The sequence below is a fragment of the Microbacterium sp. genome (assembly GCF_047602155.1).
GTDB lineage: Bacteria > Actinomycetota > Actinomycetes > Actinomycetales > Microbacteriaceae > Microbacterium.
In genome coordinates this window covers 1,816,378-1,836,219 of the sequence record NZ_JASGHZ010000001.1, presented here as the reverse complement: position 1 = coordinate 1,836,219, position 19,842 = coordinate 1,816,378, and the positions used below count along the sequence as shown (strand labels likewise).

Here is a 19,842-nt window from a genome sequence, read left to right as displayed (position 1 = left end):
CCCCATGACGACCCGACCCCGATCGCGTCGGACCCGCCCGCTGCTGGCGGCGCTGCTGGCCGTGATCCTGGCGATCGATCCGTTCGGCATCGCCGCCGTCGGCGCCCAGGCAGCACGCCCCGACGACGCCCGATTCGACGAGTCCCGTGACGAGAACTTCGATGCGGCCGTCGACCGGCTCACCGCCGAGCCGGTCTTCGATGCGGCCGACCTGTCGGCACCCGGTTGGGAGGTCGCGTCGTCGGGCAGTCTGCGAGTCGCGAGTGCAGATGTGCCGGCGCCGAGCGAGGCTACTGTCGAGTTGTCCGGCGACGAACCCGCCGTCGCCGACCTCGACGGCATGCGTGTCGAGATCGCGGCCGTCGACGGCGAGGCCGCCCCGCAGCAGGTGCAGGTCGGCGTCGCCGACGCGAAGACGACCAAGGATGCCGGCGTCACCGGTGTCGTGCTCGATCTGCAGGCCGCCGTCGACGACGCCGAGACCGTCGACGACGCCGAGAAGACGGTGCGCGTGACGGTCTCGTATGCCTCGTTCGCGGGGCTCGTGAACGCGGATTGGGCATCGCGGCTGCAGCTCGTGCAGTTGCCGGACTGCGACGCGGGACCCGACTGCCGCCCGATCGTGCTGGGGTCCACGAACGACCCGATCGCGCAGACCGTCACCGCCGACGTGCCTCTGGCCGCACGGCAGGACGAGGGCGCACAACCGGGCGAACAAGCGCCGGCGCAGCCGAAGGCTTCTGCCGCGACCGGCACCTCGTCGACGTCGGCTCCCGCGGCGATGGCCGCCACGACACTCGCGCTGACCGCGGGAGCGAACCCGTCGGGCGCGGGCGGCAGCTGGACGGCGACGAACCTGTCGCCGTCGTCGACGTGGGGCACGTCGGGCAACTCCGGCGCCTTCACGTGGTCGTACCCGCTGCAGACCCCCGGCGTATCCGTCGGCCCGGTCCCGGACCTCTCACTCGGCTACTCGTCGGCCGTGTCGGACGGCCGCACCCCGTCGAGCAACAACCAGTCGGGCTGGATCGGCGAGGGCTTCGACCTGACGAGCGGCTTCATCGAGCGCACCTACACGCCGTGCCAGAACGACACCGGCGCCGGTGCGAACAACATCGGGCTTTCCACGGGCGACCTGTGCTGGGGCAAGGACGCCATGACGCTCACCTTCAAGGGCTCATCGACGACCCTGATCAAAGACGCGACGAGCGGCAAGTGGTACGCGAAGAGCGACGACGGCACGCGCGTGGAGCGGTTGACCGGCGGCTGGTCGGGCGGCACCGACGGCGAGTACTGGAAGCTCACGACGACCGACGGCGTGCAGTACTTCTTCGGGCGCGGCAAGCGGTCGGCATCCGACCCGACTGCGCTGAAGTCGGCATGGACGGTGCCGGTGTACGGAAACCATGCCGGCGAGGCCTGCTATCAGACACCCGCGAACGGTGGGTTCTCCGCTTCGCGGTGCACCCAGGTGTGGCGCTGGAACCTCGACTACGTCGTCGACACATCGGGCAACACGATGACCTACGTCTACGAGACCGAGACCAACAACTACGTGCCCGACTACGGGCAGAACGCGACCGGCACGGCGATCCCGTACGTGTCCGGCGGGCGGCTGGCGCGCATCGACTACGGCACGCATACGTCCGGGTCGCTGTCGACGCCCGCTCCGGTTCAGGTCGTGTTCGCGTCGGCGCCGCGCTGTCTGACCGATCCCGCGAACGGGCTGTCGCTGTGCACGACCGCGACGACATCGCCATCGACGAAGACCTGGCCCGATACGCCGAAAGACCTGCAGTGCGCCGCGACGACCGGCTGCCTCAACGTGACGCCGGTGTTCTTCGACACCACCTATCTGCAGTCGGTCACGACGCAGGTGCATGACGGCACCACGTACCGCAAGGTCGATCGGTGGGATCTCGGCTATCGGTTCACCGGCGAGGGCGACGGCGGCAGCGTCCAGTACGCGACAAATCCGATCCTGCGGCTCGAGACGGTCACCCGCACCGGCCTGGGCGGCACCGACGCGACGACCGACGACATCACGCTGCCGCCGATCCGGTTCGGTTACCAGTTCTTGCAGGGGCGCGTCGACGCGCCCAACGACGGCGTGGCGCCGCTGTGGCGGCCGAGGGTGATCCAGGTGATCACCGACGTCGGCGCGAACATCTCGGTCGCCTACCGCACCGAGTGCTCGCCGACCGATCTGCCGGGCAGCAGCGACGCGGCTCAGCAGGCGAACACGAGGCTCTGCTACCCGGTCAAGTGGGCGCCGCCGGGTGAGGGCGTGCGCCTGGATTGGTTCCACAAGTACGTCGTCGAGTCGCTGCGCGAAGACGGCGCGGCGCCGGTGAGCCCCGGCTCGCCCGAGCTGGTCACCGGCTCGGTCGGCCGGGTCACGACCTACGAGTACACGAAGCCCGGCTGGGCCAAGCCCACCGGCGCCTTGGTCGACCCGGCGACGGTGACGTATTCGGAGTTCCGCGGCGCGCAGACGGTCGTCACAACCGTCGGCGACGGGCCGAGCGCGATGAAGACCAGCACCGTGTACTTCCGCGGGCTGGGTGGCGCGATGCCCGCGGCGGGGCCGGCCGGCGCGCAGGTCAACGCGACCGACACGGAGCAGTTCGCGGGCCGGGTGTTCGCGTCGACGACGCTGAACGGCACGACACCCGTGGCGACCACCGTGACCGTTCCGGGGGCTCCCGTCACCGTCGCGACGAACGCGGCCGGCTTGAAGTCGACGCGGTCGCCGTCGGCGACGGTCACGGGCTTCTCGTTCCGCGCGAACGGCGCGCTCGACAAGCAGACGAAGACGGTGACGACGCTCAACGCTGCCTCGCAGGTCGTGTCGATCGAAGACCTCGGCGATGTGGCGATCGCCGCCGACGACGTGTGCACGAAGATCGAGTACGCGACCGACGCCGCCTTCATCGCCGCGAACATGCTCGCCTTCCCGACCAAGACCGAGAAGTTCGCGGCGCTGTGCGCGACGACCCCGACCACGGCGCAGCTGATCTCCCGTGACCTCACCACGTTCGACAGTGCCGGCCGGGTGCTCACGACGAGCGCGCTGAAGCCCGACGGCAGCGGTACCTTCCAGACCTCCGCCGTGTTGTCCTACGACGCCCGGGGTCGTGTGCTGCAGACGTCGGATGCGCTGGGCAACGTGACGACCACCGGCTACACGACGGGAGCCGGCGGCCAGGTGACGGCGATCGCGCAGACGACGCCCGACCCCGACGGCACGGGGCCGCTCACGGGGTTCATGACCACGAACACCTACGATCCCGTCACCGGGTGGCTGCTGAAGACGACCGATCAGAACGGCAAGAAGACGACGGCGACGTACGACGCCCTCGGCCGCGTGCTGACCGTGCGCTACCCGCAGCACCAATCCACGAGTGCGCCGTCTCTCGCGTACCAGTACGTGACCCAGGCGAACGGCCTGAACGCGGTGGTCACGCGCAAGATCGCCGCGGACGGAGTCGGCCAGTACGTCAGCGTCGAGCTGATGGACGGATTGCTGCGCACCTTCCAGACGCAGACCGAGGGGCTCGACGCCGGCCCGGACAACATCGCGACCGCCGCCGAGCGCGGGCGGGTCGTCACGCACACCTTCTACGACTCCGCCGGCCGCGTGGTGGTCAAGACCGGTCAGTGGCACGCGACCGGCGCCCCGTCGAGCACCCCGATCGTCGCGGAGCCGAGCCCGCCGTCGCAGACCACCTACCAGTACGACGGCGCGGGCCGCGTCGTGCAGGAGACGCTGTGGAACGGCACCTACTCCAACCCCGCCTACGAGGTGTGGCGGACGGTCACGACGTACGACGGGTCGACCACGCTGACGATCCCGCCGGTCGGCGGCGTGCCGACCGAGCAGATCGTCGATGCCCGCGGCCAGCTGGTGCAGCTCAAGGAGCATGCGCGCAACCCCGTGACGCAGGCGGGAGTCACGTCGCCGGCTGCCGTGCTGGCGCTGCCGGCGACGACGACCACGTATGAGTACAACGCGGCCGGTCAGTTGACGAAGATGACCGATCCCGGTTCGCGCGTCTGGACGTATGCGTACGACAAGACCGGGCGCCAGGTGCAGGCGGTCGACCCCGACAGCGGCACGACCACCACGACGTACACGAAGCTCGGCCAGGTCGAGACCCGCACCAACGGCAACGGTCAGACCCTCGCGTACACCTACGATCCGCTCGGCCGTTCGCTGACGGTCCGCGACGGCTCCATCACCGGCACCGTCCGCATCCAGTGGTCGTACGACCAGGCGACGGATGCGGCGGGCAACGCACTGCGCGGCCCGATGTCGGCGGCGACCCGCAAGACGGCGAACGGCGATCTCGTGCGGACCGTGACGAAGTACGACGACGCGGGCAACGCTCTGCAGGTCGATACGAAACTGCCGAACGACACGGCGAATCTGAAGTCGCTCGCCGGCAAGACGTTCACCACGAAGTACGGGTTCACGGCGGGCGGCTGGCCGTCGCAGGTGACGTATCCGGCGGTGGCGAACGCGGCGGGTACGACGGTGCTCGGGACCGAGCTGGTGTCGACGAAGTACGACAGTGCCGGCATGCCGTCGTCGATGAACGGGCCGCTGGGTTGGGGCCTTTACGTCGCGCGGTCGGACTATGACGCGTACGGGCAGCAGTGGGCGCTGGATCTGGGGAACACGAAGGGTGCGGTGATCACCTTTGCGTGGGATCCGGTGACGCACCGGTTGAACGGGATGTCGCTGGATCGTGAGGACATCTCCGGTTCGGAGATTGCGTTGTCGTACGGGTATGACCCGGGCGGGAACGTGACGAGCGTCGCGGATGCGCCGACGAACACGGCGGTGTCGGCGCAGGCCGAGCGGCAGTGCTTCGTGTACGACGGGATGCGCCGGTTGACGGACGCGTGGTCGACGACGGCGGCGGCGTGTCAGGCGGCGGGTTCGGTGACGCAGTCGGTCGTGACCGGCCCGGCGCCGTACTGGCAGCAGTTCTCGTATGACACGGTCGGCAACCGGACGCAGAAGGTGGTGCGTGCGGCGGCGGGGGCGACGACGACCGCGTACACGGTGGCGGCGGGTTCGCACCGGGTGTCGCAGGTGAAGGTGACGCCGCCGTCGGGCTCGGCGACGACGACGAGTGTGACGTGGGATGCGGCGGGCAATCAGACCACGTTCATCGGTGGGGCTTCGACGGGGACGTTGTCGTGGGATGCGGAGGGTGAGCTGGTCGCCTCGACCGGTCCCGGTGCGGGGTCGAACGTGTTCGACGCTGCGGGGGATCGGGTGATCCGCACGGACAGTGCGGGGGCGACGGTGTTCCTGCCGGGCGGGATGGAGGTGAAGGTCACCAGCGCGGGGGCGGTGTCGGCGTCGCGGTGGTATTCGTTCGCGGGCCGGACGGTGGCGGTGCGGACCGGGACGGGCATGGCGGGCGTGTCGTCTGTGGTCTGCGATCCTCAGGGATCCCCGGTGGGCTGGGTGCCGAACACGAACTGGGCGGCGGGGGTGACGCGGGTGCGTAACGACCCGTTCGGGGCGCCACGGTCCACGGGTGGGACGGTGCAGGGGCACGGGTTCCTGGGGGCGAGTGTGGACGGGTCGACCCTGACCGCGTTGGGCGCGCGGTTCTACGACGCCGCGTCGGGGAGGTTCGTGTCGGTGGATCCGTTGCTGGATCGACTGAACACGGCCCAGTTCAACGCGTACGGTTACGCCGACAACAACCCCGTCACGTTCTCGGATCCGTCGGGGCTGATGCCCGGCATCAACAAGCTCCCCGACGGGGGGAGGTTCCGTCACCCCGGCATGACGATTTCCGCGCCTGCGTCGGCGGGCAAGACGGTGCCGACACCGAAGTCGGGTCCGCCGGTGGTTCCGGTCTCGACGGTGCCGGTGATCGGTGTGGGCGGGGGTACGGCGGCGTATTGGACGTCCTCGATCCCCGCGTACGCCAGCGGGGGCGGTGGTTGGTCTGCGCCGCCGCTGACAGGTGAGCAGTGGGCCGGGATCGGAATCGGGGTGCTCAGCGTCGCCCTTATCGTCGCGGGGGTCGCATGCATCGTCGCAACCGTGGGGATCTGTGCGGCAGGTATTTCGGTCGGTGGAGGTTTCGCGTTTGCCGGCGGTGCGGCGGTGGCGACCGCCGAGGTCACTGTCTCTGCGGGGGCGATCATCGGCACGAGCGCCGTCGCAGGGGGTGCTGCCGCGGCAACCGCGGGCGCCGGAATGCTGTTCAACGAATCGGCCCAATCCCCGCATGGAATCAAGGCCGGCTCCAGAGGCGGGCCGAGCGCAGGGAGGAACTTTCCACGCTCAGTCAAGAATGAGGTAATTGAGGACAATCCGAGCACGTGCGTCTATTGTCGAATGGAGACGGATAGTCCCCAGATCGACCACGTGATCCCGCGCTCGCGAGGTGGTAACGCAACGTTCGAGAATGCGCAGACCGCTTGCCCGTGGTGTAATGCGTCGAAGGGAGCACGGGATTACCCGGTCAATCAGCCGCCGGGATACAGAGGTGTCTGGCCGCCGGAGTGGTGGAGGTGAGTGCTGTGTCCGTGCGAGAGGCCGTTCATCGAGATCCGGTGTGGCGTGACCGGGCCAATTTCATCATCGCCACCGCGATCGACCCGGGCGATACCGGGGTGACAACGGAGCAGTTGTGGGCACGAATGGTGGATGACCGCCATTTTGAGCTGTGCTGCATCCCCTTCTTTGCGTACGACCTCGCGCTCGGGGACGTTGTCGAGGTGGACGACGATTACCTCGTGCGCCGCGTATCTGAGCCTTCGGGTCGTTACGTCTTCAGGGTCTACTTCGACCGAGACAACTTCGGTTTGCGTGACGAGGTGGTTCTCGAGTTGATCGGGCTGGGCGCGCTGGTCGAGTGGTCCTCGCCGAAACTGCTTGCGGTGGACGCGCGCAACGCGACACACGGTCAAGAGATTGCTGACTATCTCTTCAGCGAGGAGAACAACGGCAGGCTGATCTACGAGACCGGCAAGACGGAACCGTGAGAGCTGCCGTGAGTTCAGCCGCTGTAAAGCGCGTGATCGGGCCGCTTTCACCGCCGCCGTCCGCGTATACCGAGAATGCTGTGTTCACCCACCCCGGCGGCGATGCCGTACTCCGGTGCATCTATGAGCGGGAGGGCTCCATGTTCGGGGGGCGGCCTGCGGTTCCACCGCGTGCGCGCTTACCGGTTCCGAGCGGAGGGGCACTGCACGCTCTGGCACATCGAGGACGCCTACGACACACTCGTCGAGGTAGAGCAGTCTGAGTGGGTCGGCGAGTTGCTCGCGGCCGAGCCAAGTGAGACCGGGGGGCTGTGGAAGATGCGGCATTTCCTGATCTACATCGATGGGGCCGGGGCATACGAGGTTGCGGCGGAGGGGGTCGAGTGGCTGCCGGAGGTATCCGTTTCGTGACCCTGAGCGATGCGGACTTGAGCCGCGCTGTTTCTCACGCCCTTCGTCACGACCGTGGCTCTATGAGCTTGAGCTGGACGGCGTCGTTGATACGGAGTTCATGCCACAGGAGAACCTTTGGGACTACGTTCTCGACGAACAACCCCAATGATCACCGGATCGTCGGCGAGGAGTACTTCAGTGACCAGTCATTTCGTGTGTCCGGTGTGCGGATATCGGGGTTTGATGGAGGAGCCGCGCACCAGCAACGGGGCTCGTACGAGATCTGCTGGAGTTGCGGCTTCGAATTTGGCGTGACCGATGATGATCTTGGCTATGACTACGCTGGCTGGCGCCGCCTTTGGATTGAGCGTGGGATGCTGTGGGATGGGTCGCCGTTGCACTCGGTCCCGAAGGGCTGGAACCCGCGGGGGCATCGATATCGAGGTTCTCATCCGCAACAACCAGATCTGGACCGGCTACCCCACGAACGTCATCAGGAACGCCCCATGACCCCCGAGGAGTACCTGGGCCGCGTTCGCACCACGGCGCGGCACGCTGCCGACTACCTTCCGGCAGAACGACTGGATGAAGTCCACCGACTCATCGATCACGGCGAACCTGCCGAAGGTCTGTGTTCGCTTGCATGGGTGATCGCCGGAGAGCAGATCCAAGTACCCGGAAGCGTCGTCGACGCGATCTACGAGTACACCGCTGGACTCATCGACGACGAGTTCATGCCAACCGACCTACGTGATTATGCTAAACGCGAGGACGACCAAGCATGAACTGGGTCTGAATCGCCCTGAATTTCGTTGCAGGCGAAGTTCAAACACGCTGGTGACTTCGGTGTCGATGGGAACTACAGCAAGGCCAACGCGGCGGAGTTCAGCGCGGCGATCCATCAGCACATCAGTTCTGCGGGCACGCAGGCGATCCAGGGCACTTACCGAGGGCAATCGGTGACGCACTACCTCGATCTACCGACTAGCCTGAACGTGATTTCACGCAATGGCGAGTTCGTGAGTGGCTGGAGGCTGAGTCCAGATCAGCTTGCGAACGTGCTCAGGAACGGGAGCCTTGGCGGTGGCTGACGAGGTCTTGATCGGACTGTCCCGTGAGCAGGCGTTGGTGCTCTTCGAGTGGCTGACACGGACTGGCGTGGGTGGACAGCCCGCGGTGTTCGAAGACCAGGCGGAACAGCGTGTCCTGTGGGACTTGGAGTCCACGCTGGAGTCGTTGCTGACCGAGCCACTGCGGGAGGACTACCGCGAGCTCGTGGCTGACGCGCGAGCCAGACTCCGCGATGCCGTGGACTGAGTCGAATGAGACTGGTACGCAAGACTCGCGAGGCGCCGCACCTCGAAGTTGCGGCGCAGGTCTTGTATCCTCACTGCCAAGTTGCGGCAATCCTCAAGGTCTATGGATCATCAACCACATCCGGAGGCCTCCGCAACGAGAGCGGGGCCGTGGAGCCTGCGGTGGTTGTACTGTCGCGCACTACACCCTCGATCGTGAAGAGCCGATAAAGTGACCCCAGAGGGCACATTCCTGACACCGACGCCGGAATCTTCTTCGAGAGCCGGTCACAGCCATACCTCAGAGGGTCGCGACACGCCCGGGATGCACGTTTCCGCGAAAAAACGCATCTCCCCTGTCAGGAATCGGCCGCTGCGGTCACTTCGTTGGTGAAGGGCGTCACACATCCGCCGCTCGTGAGGAGTCCGCCGGTGCCCACACGCCAAGAGGCATTCGAGGCGGTGTACCGCGCGCACCGACACAGCATTCGCGGCTATCTGTGCAGCAAAGTCGGTATCGAAGACGCGGACGATCTCACTTCGCGGGTGTTCATCATCGCCTGGCAGAAGTTCGACCCCGATGACCCCTGTGGCATCGGATGGCTGATCGAGACCGCGAAGTTCATCGCCATCGAATACCGGCGCAACGAACAGCGGCGACGAACTGCCCAAGACACCCTCGAGACCTTCGTCGCCGGAGCATCGCCCGGGATCGACATCGACACCCGCGCCACGCTGGCGCAAGAAATCCGGAAGCTCGCCGCCCGCGAACAGGAGATGATCCGACTCACGTACTGGGCCCACGTGCCGGCAAAGGACATCGCCCGCCTGTTCCACATGAACGAGAACGCCGTCAACGCGGTGCTCAGCAGAGCCCGCAAGAAACTCAGACTCCGCCTTCAAGACGACCCCGCCGAGGAGGTGAGCGACCATGACGCACGCTGACGACCCGCAACTGCCGGGCGACGACACCGATGAGGAGCAGCGGTTCGTCGAACTCCTCATGCGCGCCTACCCGGAGCTGCACGACGACGAGCCCGACGAGCTCACCGCCGCTGACCTTGAGACCCTTGCCCGCATCACGGCCACCCCGGTCGATCCGCGCGCGCGAAAGGGCACCCGCGTCTCACCCCGGAAGGCCGTCCGAGACTGGAAACGCCACGAACGGCGGCGGCAGGCTGCCGTCCCGCGGCGTTCGCCGGCGGTCGCTATCCCCGCCGTCGTCGCCGTCGTCGCCATCGTCGTCGGGCTCGTCGCCGTCGGCACTTTCCTGGCGCCGGAACGTGCGGCCGCGGTGACTCCCGCGCCCCTGATGTACACGAACGACAGCCGGAGCGTGGCGCAGGTGCTGGATGACGCGGCATCCGCCCTCGCACACGCACCCGCGGGGCAGGTTCCCCGGCGGGAGTCGGTCAGCACCGGCTGGTACTACGAGGTCACCGAGAACGCGAACGGCACGACACGCACCGTGATCGCCCCGACCACGACGACCGTGACGTGGGCGGAAGACCTTTCCGGCAACACCCGGACGGTCGCCGCACAGCCGTACTGGGCCGACCTCGGCAACGATGCACTGCCGGCCGACACGCCGGCACCGGGAACTCTGCTGTGGGAAATGGCATACGGCCCGGGCGAGTTCTCCACCTGGTACACAGCCGTCCCCGGCGACACCGAGGACGACGTGCTCGCACTGCTGCGCGCATACGGACTGACCGACCCCGCGTCGGCAGCCGACGTGATGACCGCTATCGATGGCGTCCTCGCCGCGTGGACACTCACCGACGCGCAAGAGGCCCAGGCGCTGCGGATACTGGAGGATGCCGGCGGCGCACGCGTGCTGGGCACCGCCAGCGATCGCGCCGGACGTCCGGTCGTCGGCGTCGCGGCACCGCTGCCGGGCGGCACGGCGGAAGAGCATCTGCTGATCTCGGCGGACACCGGCCGGATCGCGGGATTCGAGACGTACACGACCGCGTCCGACGGAACCTTCCCCGCGAACGCGATCATCTCCTACCGTCTCTGGGATCTTCCCTGACGATCCGCACCCACCCGACGCTTACCCTCCTTCACCCACCTACGAGAGGACCACTCCCATGAAGAAGTACCGCCTGATTGTCACGGCCGCGGCCGCACTGTTCCTGCTGGGAATCGCAGCCCCGCCCGCCATGGCGGCGACGACCGTCGCCCCCGAAATCCAGGCGGTCCTCGACGAGGTGCCCGGCGGTGTCGTCGTCGACTACTTCCACGCAGAGTGGCCCGACCGCCACATGAGCATGTCCATCGAGATGACCCTCACCGTCGGCTCCTGCGCCACCGGCACGTACTGCGCCTACAACACCGCGGGCCTGACCGGTACCAAGCTCAGCTGGACCACCTGCACCACCCAGACCCTGCCGACGAGTTTCATCCTGCGGTCGTTCGCGAACGGCCGAACCAGCGGCACCGTGCAAGCCCGCAACGGCACCACCGTCGTCGCCACCGTCGGCGCCTCGGCCTGGGCGAACGTGACCGCCACCACCACGAACCTGCGCTGCAGCTGACGAGCGGGCGGGCGCCGCGTCACACGACGCCACGGAATGAAACGGGAGATGGCGCGTTGGATAGGATCGGAAGCACAACGTGCTCCGGGGTCGGTGAGAATCCGAACCGGCGGTGACAGTCCGCGAGCCGGCCGGGGAGACCCGGGCGGTTGACCCGGTGGAACTCCGGGACCGACGGTGATGCGACAGTGGCGACACTACGCTAGTCCGGATGGGAGGCAGCACGGGCGACGCCGGTCGATTCCGGTCCGTCGCCTGCGGTGTCGATCGGTTCCGGAGCCTCATCGAAGGACCACGGATGACTGCGACAGACCGCGAACGGGGCGCCATGCGTCGCGCGCTGGCGCTCGCGTCGAACGGGCCGCGCGGGGTCAATCCGCAGGTGGGCGCCGTCATCCTCTCCGCCGCCGGCGACGTGCTCGCCGAGGGCTGGCACCGCGGTGCCGGCACCGCGCACGCCGAGGTCGACGCGCTCTCGCACCTCTCCGCGGATGCCGCGCGCGGCGCGACGGCCGTCGTCACCCTGGAGCCGTGCAACCACACCGGACGCACCGGTCCGTGCGCGGTCGCGCTCATCGAGGCGGGCATCGCACGCGTCGTCTACGCCGTCGACGACCCGGGCGTCGAGTCGGCCGGAGGCGCCGAGCACCTCCGCGCCGCGGGGGTAGACATCGAGGCGGGGGTGCTCGCCGACGAGGGCCGCGAGCTGCTCTCCTCCTGGCTGACCGTGCAGCGCCTGGGGCGCCCGCACGTCACCGTCAAGTGGGCGCAGTCGCTCGACGGGCGCGCCGCGGCCGCCGACGGGACGAGCCAGTGGATCACCGGCCCCGCCGCCCGCGCCGACGTGCACCGGCGGCGCAGCGAGGCCGACGCGATCGTCGTCGGCACGGGAACGCTGCTGGCCGACGATCCGGCGCTGACCGCACGACGACCGGACGGAACGCTCTACGACGAGCAGCCGATGCCGGTCGTGCTCGGCGCGCGCGGCATCCCCGACGACGCCGCGGTGCGGCGGCATCCGCGCCCCGTCCTGCATCGGGACGGCGAGAACCTGGGCGGCGAGACCGAGAACGCCCCGTCGGTGCTGGAGGAGTTGCGGGGCCTGGGCGTGCACCGCGTGTTCGTCGAGGGAGGCCCCACGATCGCGAGCGCGTTCCTGCGCGAAGGGCTCGTCGACGAGGTGCTCGTCTACCTCGCGCCGACGCTCATCGGGTGCGGGCCGGACGGGGCGGACCACCCGGCCCTGCGGATGCTCGGCGTCGAGACGATCACGCAGCAGCTTCGGCTCGGGGTGCAGTCGGTTGAGCGGCTCGGCGACGATCTGCTCGTCGTCGCCCGATTCGGGGAGGGTGCGGGCGTTTCGTCTCGCTTCGCTCGCGAGGCGACCGGAGGCGAGACGACCGGGGAGGGTGCGGGCGTTTCGTCTCGCTTCGCTCGCGAGGCGACCGGGGGCGAGACGATCGGGCTGGCACCGGTCGTTGAGCGAGCGCCGCAGGCGCGAGACGAAACGCCCACGCTCCGGAGAGAGGACTGACGCATGTTCACGGGAATCGTCGAAGAGCGCGGCGCGGTCGTCGCGGTGGAACCGTCCGGGGACGGCGTGCGGCTCACCGTCCGCGCGCCCGTGGCCGTCTCGGATGCCGCCCAGGGCGACTCGATCGCCGTCAGCGGCGTCTGCCTCACCGTCGTCGACCAGGGCGACGACTGGTTCACCGCCGACGTCATGCGCCAGAGCCTCGACATGTCGACGCTCGGCTCGTTCGGCGTCGGCACGCCGGTCAACCTCGAGCGCGCCATGGCCGCGCACGGCCGCCTCGGCGGCCACATCGTGCAGGGGCACGTCGACGGCACCGGCATCGTGCTCGAGGTGCGGCCGGGCGCGCAGTGGCGCGTCATCCGCATCGGGCTGCCGACAGGCCTCGCCCCGCTCGTCGTCGACAAGGGCTCCATCACCGTCGACGGGGTGTCGCTGACGGTGTCGGCGGCATCCGAGGCCACCGACGACACCGACTGGTTCGAGGTGTCGCTCATCCCCGAGACCCTCGAAGTCACGACCCTCGGCGCCCTCGCCCCGGGAGACCGGGTCAACCTCGAGACCGACATCCTCGCTCGCCACGTCCAGCGACTGCTCGCTTTCCATCCGCACAACGAAGGGGGCTCCCGATGAGCCTTGCCACCATCCCCGAGGCCCTCGACGCGCTCCGCGCGGGGCGCCCGGTCATCGTCGCCGACGACGAAAGTCGCGAGAACGAGGGCGACATCATCCTGTCGGCCGAGCTCGCGACGCCGGAGTGGCTCGCCTGGACGATCCGCTGGTCGAGCGGGTTCCTCTGCGCGCCGATGCCGGCGGAATGGGCCGACCGCCTCGACCTGCCGCCGATGGTCGCCGTGAACGAAGACAGCCGCGGCACCGCGTACACGGTGAGCGTGGATGCCGCCGACCGCGTCTCGACCGGCATCAGCGCCGCCGACCGCTCGCACACGCTGAACGTGCTGGCCGACCCGGCATCCGTGCCCACCTCGGTCATCCGTCCGGGACACGTGCTGCCGCTGCGCGCCGTCGACGGTGGCGTGCGCGAGCGCGCCGGGCACACCGAGGCCGGCGTGGAGCTGATGCGCCTCGCGGGTCTGCAGCCGGTCGCCGCGATCGGCGAGGTCGTCGCCGAGGACGGCTCGATGATGCGTCTGCCCGGGCTGTTGGAGATGGGCGAGCGCGAGGGCGTTCCGGTCATCACGATCGAGCAGCTCATCGCCCACCTCGACGGCGAGGCGCCCGCGACGACCGACACCCACGACAGCCGCCGCCGGGTGAGCCTGCGCGCCGAGGCACAGGTGCCGACCTCGCACGGGTCGTTCCGCTTCCTCGCGTACAAGGACCGCATCACCGGCACCGACCACATCGCGGTCGTCGCCGGCGACCTGTCGGAGGGCACCCCGCTCGTGCGCGTGCACTCGGAGTGCCTCACCGGCGAGGCGTTCGGGTCGCTCAAATGCGAGTGCGGCCCGCAGCTCGACGCGGCGCTCGACGCCATCGAGCAGGATGGCGGGGTCGTCATCTACATGCGCGGGCACGAGGGGCGCGGCATCGGCCTCATCAACAAGCTGCGCGCGTACAGCCTGCAAGAGCGCGGCCTCGACACCGTGGACGCCAACCTCGCGCTCGGGCTCCCCGCCGATGCCCGCGACTACGCGGCGGCTGCCGGCATCCTCGCGGATCTCGGGGTGTCGCGGATCCGCCTGCTGACCAACAACACCGACAAGGTCAGCCAGCTGCGCAGCCTCGGACTCGAGGTCGCCGAGCAGGTGCCGCTGCTGGTCGGCGTCGGCGCGAACAACCACCAGTACCTGGCCACCAAGCGCGACCGCATGGGCCACATCATCGACGCGGGAAAGCTGGATGCCGCCCTGCACGACAGCGAGGAGACCGCCCGATGAGCGGACACGGCGCCCCCGAGACCGCCCCGATCGACGCGACGGGCCTGCGCGTCGTCGTCCTCGCCGGCACATGGCACGAGGTCATCACCGACGGCATGATCGCCGGGGCCGAACGGGTGCTGCAGGCATCCGGGGCGACGTGGAGCCTCGAGCGCGTGCCCGGCTCGTTCGAGTTGCCGGTCGCGGCCCTGGCGGCATTGCAGGGCGGGGCGGATGCCGTCGTGGCGCTCGGCGTCATCATCCGCGGCGGCACGCCGCACTTCGAGTTCGTCTCGTCGGCGGCCACCGACGGCCTCACCCGCGTCGCGCTCGACACCGGCAAGCCGGTGGGCTTCGGCGTGCTCACCCTCGACGACGAGCAGCAGGGCCTCGACCGCGCGGGCCTGCCCGGCTCGAAGGAGGACAAGGGCGCCGAGGCCGCCGACGCGGCGCTGCGTACCGCGCTGCTGCTGCGCCGGCTGCGCGCGCCACGCGGCTGACGCGAGCCCGAGGCCAGGCGCACCACCGGCCCGGTGCGGCACCCTCCCCCACGGAGCGCTCTCTCCCGCCACAGCACCCTCCCCCACGGAGCGCTCCCTCCCGCCACAGCACCCTCCCCCACGGAGTTTCGGACGCTTGAAGCGCCCGAAACTCTTCACCACGCCGTTTCGGACGCTTCAAGCGTCCGAAACTCGCGCGGGGCCATGCCACGGACGGCGATCCGGGGAGTGGCGCAGCGCTGTGCCACGGAGGGCGATCGGAGGCTGGCGCGGCACGCCCGAGGCCGGACGCACGACGAGGCGGGGGCGTCCTCGCCCGACGGAGCAGCGGCATCCTCGCCCGACGCGGGGCTGTTTCGGACGCTTGAAGCGCCCGAAACTCTTCACCACGCCGTTTCAGACGCTTCAAGCGTCCGAAACTCGCGCGGGGCTGTGCCACGGACGGCGATCCGGGGAGTGGCGCGGCACGACGAGGCCGGACGCACAACGGGGCCAGACGCACGACAGGCCGGACGCACGACGAGGCTGCGGCATCCTCGCCCGACGGGGCAGCGGCATCCTCGCCCGACGAGGGGCTGTTTCGGACGCTTGAAGCGCCCGAAACTCTTCACCACGCCGTTTCGGACGCTTCAAGCGTCCGAAACTCGCGCGGGCGCACGGGGGCGGGCGGCGAGCGGTGACCTGGGGGCTGTCGCGCCGGGGGCGGGAGTGTGGGGGGTCGGGAGCGTCGCGCGTGGCCGCCGCCGATGCGGATCAGGCGGAGGCGCGCACGACCAACCGGGGCGCCAGCAGGGTGCCGGAGGGATGCCGGCCCTCGATGGCGGCGATCAGTGCGGTGACGGCGGCGGCGCCGAGGGCGTCGAAGTCCTGGCGGACGGTGGTCAGCGGCGGCTGGTACTGGGCCGCATCGTCGACGTCGTCGAAGCCCACGACGGCGACGTCGGCGGGGACGCTCCGGCCCGCGTCGGCGAGCGCGCGCAGCGCGCCGAGCGCCATCTGGTCGTTCGCGACGAACAGCGCCGTCGCCTCCGGCGGCAGCGCGGCGGCGGCCCGGAACCCCGACGCGGCGGTCCAGTCGCCCCGCAGGACGGGCGGGGCGGCGATGCCGGCGGCATCCATGGTCTCGCGCCAGGCCCGCTCGCGCTCGGCCGCGGCATACGAGCCGTCCGGGCCGGCGAGGTGCCACACGTTGCGGTGCCCGGCGGCGATCAGGTGCGCGACGGCGGCCCGCGCGCCGGCGGCGTGGTCGGTCTGCACGACGATGTAGCGGTCGTCGGCGGGCGAGTCGACGACGACGAGGGCGAGACCCGGCGGCACCGCGGCGTCGCGGGCGAGGGCGGTCGCCTCGTTCAGCACGATCGCGCCGTCGACGCCCTCGTCGTGCAGGCGGGCGAAGCCCCCGGCGATGCCGGCGGCGCCGTCGGGGGCGGGGACGGTCACGAGCGCCAGCGCGAAGCCGCGCTGGGCGGCGGCGTCGGCGATGGCCTCCAGCATCCGCGAGTTGCCGACGGAGGCGAGGGTCGACACGATGACGCCGATCGTGTCGGTGCGGCCGGTGCGCAGCGCGCGGGCGGCGCGGTGCATGCGGTACCCGAGCGCGGCCATCGCCGCCTCGACCTTGGCGCGGGTCGCCGGGTCGACGCGCGGGCTGCCGTTGACCACGCGCGACACCGTCTGGCCGGACACGCCCGCGGCGGCGGCGACGTCGGCCATCGAGACGCGGCGACGCGGCGGTGGGGTCACGGGTTCTGCGGCCACTGTTCACGACTCCGGAGATCGACGGCGTATGTTGACGATAACATGTGTCTGCGTTACCGTGTTCCCGTGAACATACCGGAGTTCGGCACGGATGCCGCGGCCACCACCCCCGAAACGCTTCGCGCCGCCCCCGAAACCCTCGGCGCCGGCGTCGTCAAGCGGCCCACACGCCTGGCCGACGGCCGTGAGCTGATCTACTTCGACGACCCCGGCACGACGCTCGGACCCGCCCGAGCGATCGACGCGCGCGACCTCGACCCGCGCCCGGCGACCGCCACGATGCGCCAGGACGTGCTCACCGGCGACTGGATCTCGGTCGCCGCCGCACGGCAGAACCGCGCATTCCTGCCGCCCGCCGAGCTCGACCCGCTCGCGCCGCAGTCGGCGACCAACCCGTCGGAGATCCCGTCGGAATACGACGTCGCCGTATTCGAGAACCGCTCCCCCTCGTTCGGCCCCGCCCTCGCCGCCGGCGACGCCCCCGCGGCCGACGACCCGCCGCGCGGGCTCGACGATCTCGCCCGCGTCGGCCTCGGCCGCACCCGCACGAGCGTCGGCCGGTGCGAAGTCGTCTGCTTCTCCCCCGCGCGCACCGGCTCGTTCGGCACCCAGACGGTCACCCGCGCCCGCACCGTCATCGAGGCGTGGGCCGACCGCACGGCGGCCCTGTCGGCGCTGCCCGGCATCGAGCAGGTGTTCCCCTTCGAAAACCGCGGCGAGCAGATCGGCGTCACCCTGCATCACCCGCACGGGCAGATCTACGCGTACCCGTACATCACCCCGCGCACGACCCGACTGCTGGCGCAGCTCGACCAGGCCGGCCCCGACCTGTTCGCCCGCATCCTGGAGTTCGAGCAGGCGGGCCCCCGCGTGCTGCTGCGGGGCGCGCACTGGACCGCGTTCGTCCCGTTCGCGGCGCGCTGGCCCCTCGAGGTGCACCTCATGCCGCACCGCCACGTGCCCGACCTCGCCGCCCTGAGCAACGACGAGCGCGACGAGCTCGCCCCCCTGTACCTGCGGCTGCTGCGCGGCGTCGACGCGCTGTACGACACGCCCACGCCCTACATCGCGGCGTGGCACCAGGCCCCCGTGCACGTCGGCCGCGACACCGTCCGGCTGCGGCTCGAGCTGACGAGCCCGCGGCGCGCCGCCGACAAGCTGAAGTACCTCGCCGGTTCCGAAGCCGCCATGGGCGCGTGGATCGGCGACGTCCCACCCGAGACCGCCGCCGATGCCCTGCGCGCCGCCATCGCCCGCGCGGATGCCGCAGCAGCCGATGCCGCAGAAGTCCACGCCGAGGGAGAACCCGCATGAGCGCCACCGCCACCGCCGAGGCCCGCACCCTGCTGCACGAGCTGACCGGCCGGGCGCCGGCCGGCGTGTGGTCGGCGCCCGGCCGCGTCAACCTCATCGGCGAGCACACCGACTACAACGACGGATTCGTCTTCCCGTTCGCGATCGACGCCCGCACCGTCGTGGCCCTCGGCGCACGGACCGACGGCCGCATCCGCGTCGTCTCCACGTTCGACAAGACCCCGGTCGAGGTCGCCCTCGCCGACCTCGATGCGCTGTTCCCGGGGCGCCGCGACGAGGTCGTCGAGTGGGCGCGGTACCCGCTGGGAGTCGCCTGGGCGCTGCTCGACGGCCGCGATGCGGCAACGGCCGGCGTCGACCTCGCCATCGCCTCCGACGTGCCCGTCGGGGCCGGCCTGTCGTCGTCCGCGGCGATCGAGGAGGCCACGGCATCCGCCCTCGACGACGTCTGGGGGCTGGGACTCGACCGCATCGCGCTCGCGCACGCCGGCCGCCGCGCCGAGAACGAGGCCGTCGGCGCACCGACCGGGATCATGGACCAGATGGCGTCGGTGCTGGGACGAGCGGATGCCGGCATCTTCCTCGACTGCCGCGACTTCCACGCCGACACGATCCCCCTCGGGTTCGCCGCGGCGGACCTGGAGGTGCTCGTGATGGACACGCGCGTCGCGCACGCCCACTCCACCGGTGGCTACGGCGAGCGCCGCGCCGCGTGCGAGCGGGGCGCCGCCATCCTCGGCGTACCGGCCCTGCGCGATGTGCGCGTCGACGACCTGCCGCGGGCGCAGGAGCTGATGGACGACGTGACCTTCCGCCGGGTGCGTCACGTCGTCACCGAGAACCAGCGGGTGATCGACACCGTGCGGGTGCTGCGCGGGCAGGGGCCGCGGGCGATCGGCGCGCTCCTCGACGCGTCGCACGCGTCGATGCGCGACGACTTCGAGATCTCGGTTCCCGAGCTCGATCTCGCCGTCGAGACCGCGCGGGCGGCCGGGGCGATCGGCGCACGGATGACCGGCGGCGGATTCGGCGGCGCCGCCATCGCGCTGGTCGACCGCGAACGGGTCGGCGAGGTGTCGGCGGCGGTCACGTCCGCGTTCGCCGCGGCCGGGTACGCCGCGCCGCACCTGTTCACGGTGCAACCCTCGGACGGCGCCCGCCGCGACGCGTAGTCGCGTCGTTTCGTCTCGCTGCGCTCGCTCAACGACCGGGGCCGCGCGGCCCGCCCCCGAGCCATCAGTTAGGCTGAAGGCATGGAGATCCTGCGCCACGTCGTCGTCCTCGTCCACCTCGTCGGTTTCGCCGTGCTGCTCGGCGCGTGGGTGGTCGAGGCGGTCGGCACACGGCGCATCACGCGGCTGATGACCTGGGGCATGGCGATCGCCGCCGTCGCGGGCATCGCCCTGGCCAGCCCGTGGGGGATCTCGTACGAGCTGAACTACGCCAAGCTCGGCGTGAAGCTCGTCGTCCTGCTCGCGATCGGGGCGCTGCTGGGCATCGGCACGGCGCGCCAGAGGCGGACGGATGCCGTACCGCCGGCGCTGTTCTGGCTCATCGGCATCCTGACCCTGCTCAACGCGGGCATCGCCGTCATCTGGCGCTGACCCC

17 protein-coding genes are annotated in these 19,842 nt (G+C 70.2%); 16 read left to right on the top strand and 1 reads right to left on the bottom strand.

The annotated features are described in order from the left end of the window. Positions 1-4: 4 nt before the first annotated feature. The 13 genes from QM720_RS08315 (at position 5) to ribH (ending at position 15,162) form a co-directional block, all read left to right on the top strand. Complete coding sequence (locus tag QM720_RS08315; protein WP_415125647.1) at positions 5-6,550, top strand: RHS repeat-associated core domain-containing protein; 6,546 nt, start codon at positions 5-7, stop codon at positions 6,548-6,550. Positions 6,551-6,555: 5 nt separating this feature from the next. Further along, a complete protein-coding gene (locus QM720_RS08310) occupies positions 6,556-7,020 on the top strand; it encodes a DUF4265 domain-containing protein (protein WP_415125646.1) in 465 nt (154 codons plus the stop codon). 123 nt (positions 7,021-7,143) lie between these two features. After that, entirely contained in the window at positions 7,144-7,431 is a 288-nt protein-coding gene (locus tag QM720_RS08305; protein ID WP_415125645.1) for a hypothetical protein, read from the top strand. Positions 7,432-7,493: 62 nt separating this feature from the next. Continuing rightward, positions 7,494-8,198 carry a hypothetical protein gene (locus QM720_RS08300; RefSeq protein WP_415125644.1) on the top strand — a complete coding sequence of 235 codons (705 nt, stop codon included), beginning with the start codon at positions 7,494-7,496 and terminating at the stop codon, positions 8,196-8,198. 27 nt (positions 8,199-8,225) lie between these two features. Continuing rightward, the gene (locus tag QM720_RS08295; protein ID WP_415125643.1) at positions 8,226-8,504 is read left to right on the top strand and encodes a colicin D domain-containing protein; all 279 of its coding nucleotides are present in this window, start codon (positions 8,226-8,228) and stop codon (positions 8,502-8,504) included. Beyond that, complete coding sequence (locus tag QM720_RS08290) at positions 8,497-8,730, top strand: hypothetical protein (protein WP_415125642.1); 234 nt, start codon at positions 8,497-8,499, stop codon at positions 8,728-8,730. The genes QM720_RS08295 and QM720_RS08290 overlap by 8 nt, the downstream gene beginning before the upstream one ends. Positions 8,731-9,140: 410 nt before the next feature. Next, on the top strand, positions 9,141-9,653 hold the full coding sequence (locus QM720_RS08285) for an RNA polymerase sigma factor (RefSeq protein WP_415125641.1): 513 nt from the start codon (positions 9,141-9,143) through the stop codon (positions 9,651-9,653). Continuing rightward, positions 9,640-10,743, top strand: a complete 1,104-nt coding sequence (locus QM720_RS08280; protein WP_415125640.1) for a hypothetical protein — start codon at positions 9,640-9,642, stop codon at positions 10,741-10,743. The genes QM720_RS08285 and QM720_RS08280 overlap by 14 nt, the downstream gene beginning before the upstream one ends. A 58-nt stretch (positions 10,744-10,801) precedes the next feature. Beyond that, entirely contained in the window at positions 10,802-11,248 is a 447-nt protein-coding gene (locus QM720_RS08275; protein WP_415125639.1) for a hypothetical protein, read from the top strand. A 298-nt stretch (positions 11,249-11,546) separates the two neighbouring features. Then, on the top strand, positions 11,547-12,782 hold the full coding sequence (gene ribD / locus QM720_RS08270) for a bifunctional diaminohydroxyphosphoribosylaminopyrimidine deaminase/5-amino-6-(5-phosphoribosylamino)uracil reductase RibD (protein WP_415125638.1): 1,236 nt from the start codon (positions 11,547-11,549) through the stop codon (positions 12,780-12,782). A gap of 3 nt (positions 12,783-12,785) precedes the next feature. Continuing rightward, positions 12,786-13,415 (top strand): riboflavin synthase, encoded by a 630-nt coding sequence (locus QM720_RS08265; protein WP_415125637.1) that lies wholly within the window; start codon positions 12,786-12,788, stop codon positions 13,413-13,415. Continuing rightward, complete coding sequence (gene ribA, locus QM720_RS08260; RefSeq protein WP_415125636.1) at positions 13,412-14,683, top strand: GTP cyclohydrolase II; 1,272 nt, start codon at positions 13,412-13,414, stop codon at positions 14,681-14,683. Before QM720_RS08265 ends, ribA begins: the two co-directional genes overlap by 4 nt. Continuing rightward, positions 14,680-15,162 carry a 6,7-dimethyl-8-ribityllumazine synthase gene (gene ribH / locus QM720_RS08255; protein WP_415125635.1) on the top strand — a complete coding sequence of 161 codons (483 nt, stop codon included), beginning with the start codon at positions 14,680-14,682 and terminating at the stop codon, positions 15,160-15,162. Before ribA ends, ribH begins: the two co-directional genes overlap by 4 nt. Positions 15,163-15,915: 753 nt before the next feature. On the opposite strand, the gene QM720_RS08250 is transcribed toward ribH, so the two are convergent. Beyond that, the gene (locus QM720_RS08250) at positions 15,916-16,875 is read right to left on the bottom strand and encodes a LacI family DNA-binding transcriptional regulator (protein ID WP_415127853.1); all 960 of its coding nucleotides are present in this window, start codon (positions 16,873-16,875) and stop codon (positions 15,916-15,918) included. A gap of 111 nt (positions 16,876-16,986) precedes the next feature. On the opposite strand from QM720_RS08250, the gene galT reads away from it, so the two are divergent. From galT to QM720_RS08235, 3 genes are all read left to right on the top strand, one after another. Then, entirely contained in the window at positions 16,987-18,234 is a 1,248-nt protein-coding gene (gene galT, locus QM720_RS08245; protein WP_415125634.1) for a galactose-1-phosphate uridylyltransferase, read from the top strand. Further along, on the top strand, positions 18,231-19,406 hold the full coding sequence (gene galK / locus QM720_RS08240; RefSeq protein ID WP_415125633.1) for a galactokinase: 1,176 nt from the start codon (positions 18,231-18,233) through the stop codon (positions 19,404-19,406). The genes galT and galK overlap by 4 nt, the downstream gene beginning before the upstream one ends. An 81-nt stretch (positions 19,407-19,487) precedes the next feature. Further along, entirely contained in the window at positions 19,488-19,838 is a 351-nt protein-coding gene (locus QM720_RS08235; protein ID WP_415125632.1) for a Fe-S protein, read from the top strand. Positions 19,839-19,842 lie beyond the last annotated feature (4 nt).

Excerpts from the sequence above, each read along its gene's own strand:
- galK (WP_415125633.1), top strand. The coding sequence starts at position 18,231 with ATGAGCGCCACCGCCACCGCCGAGGCCCGCACCCTGCTGCACGAGCTG.
- QM720_RS08280 (WP_415125640.1), top strand. The coding sequence starts at position 9,640 with ATGACGCACGCTGACGACCCGCAACTGCCGGGCGACGACACCGATGAG.
- QM720_RS08250 (WP_415127853.1), bottom strand. The coding sequence starts at position 16,875 with ATGGCCGACGTCGCCGCCGCCGCGGGCGTGTCCGGCCAGACGGTGTCG.
- ribA (WP_415125636.1), top strand. The coding sequence starts at position 13,412 with ATGAGCCTTGCCACCATCCCCGAGGCCCTCGACGCGCTCCGCGCGGGG.
- QM720_RS08315 (WP_415125647.1), top strand. The coding sequence starts at position 5 with ATGACGACCCGACCCCGATCGCGTCGGACCCGCCCGCTGCTGGCGGCG.
- QM720_RS08305 (WP_415125645.1), top strand. The coding sequence starts at position 7,144 with ATGAGCGGGAGGGCTCCATGTTCGGGGGGCGGCCTGCGGTTCCACCGC.
- ribH (WP_415125635.1), top strand. The coding sequence starts at position 14,680 with ATGAGCGGACACGGCGCCCCCGAGACCGCCCCGATCGACGCGACGGGC.
- QM720_RS08235 (WP_415125632.1), top strand. The coding sequence starts at position 19,488 with ATGGAGATCCTGCGCCACGTCGTCGTCCTCGTCCACCTCGTCGGTTTC.
- QM720_RS08265 (WP_415125637.1), top strand. The coding sequence starts at position 12,786 with ATGTTCACGGGAATCGTCGAAGAGCGCGGCGCGGTCGTCGCGGTGGAA.
- QM720_RS08275 (WP_415125639.1), top strand. The coding sequence starts at position 10,802 with ATGAAGAAGTACCGCCTGATTGTCACGGCCGCGGCCGCACTGTTCCTG.
- QM720_RS08300 (WP_415125644.1), top strand. The coding sequence starts at position 7,494 with ATGAGCTTGAGCTGGACGGCGTCGTTGATACGGAGTTCATGCCACAGG.
- ribD (WP_415125638.1), top strand. The coding sequence starts at position 11,547 with ATGACTGCGACAGACCGCGAACGGGGCGCCATGCGTCGCGCGCTGGCG.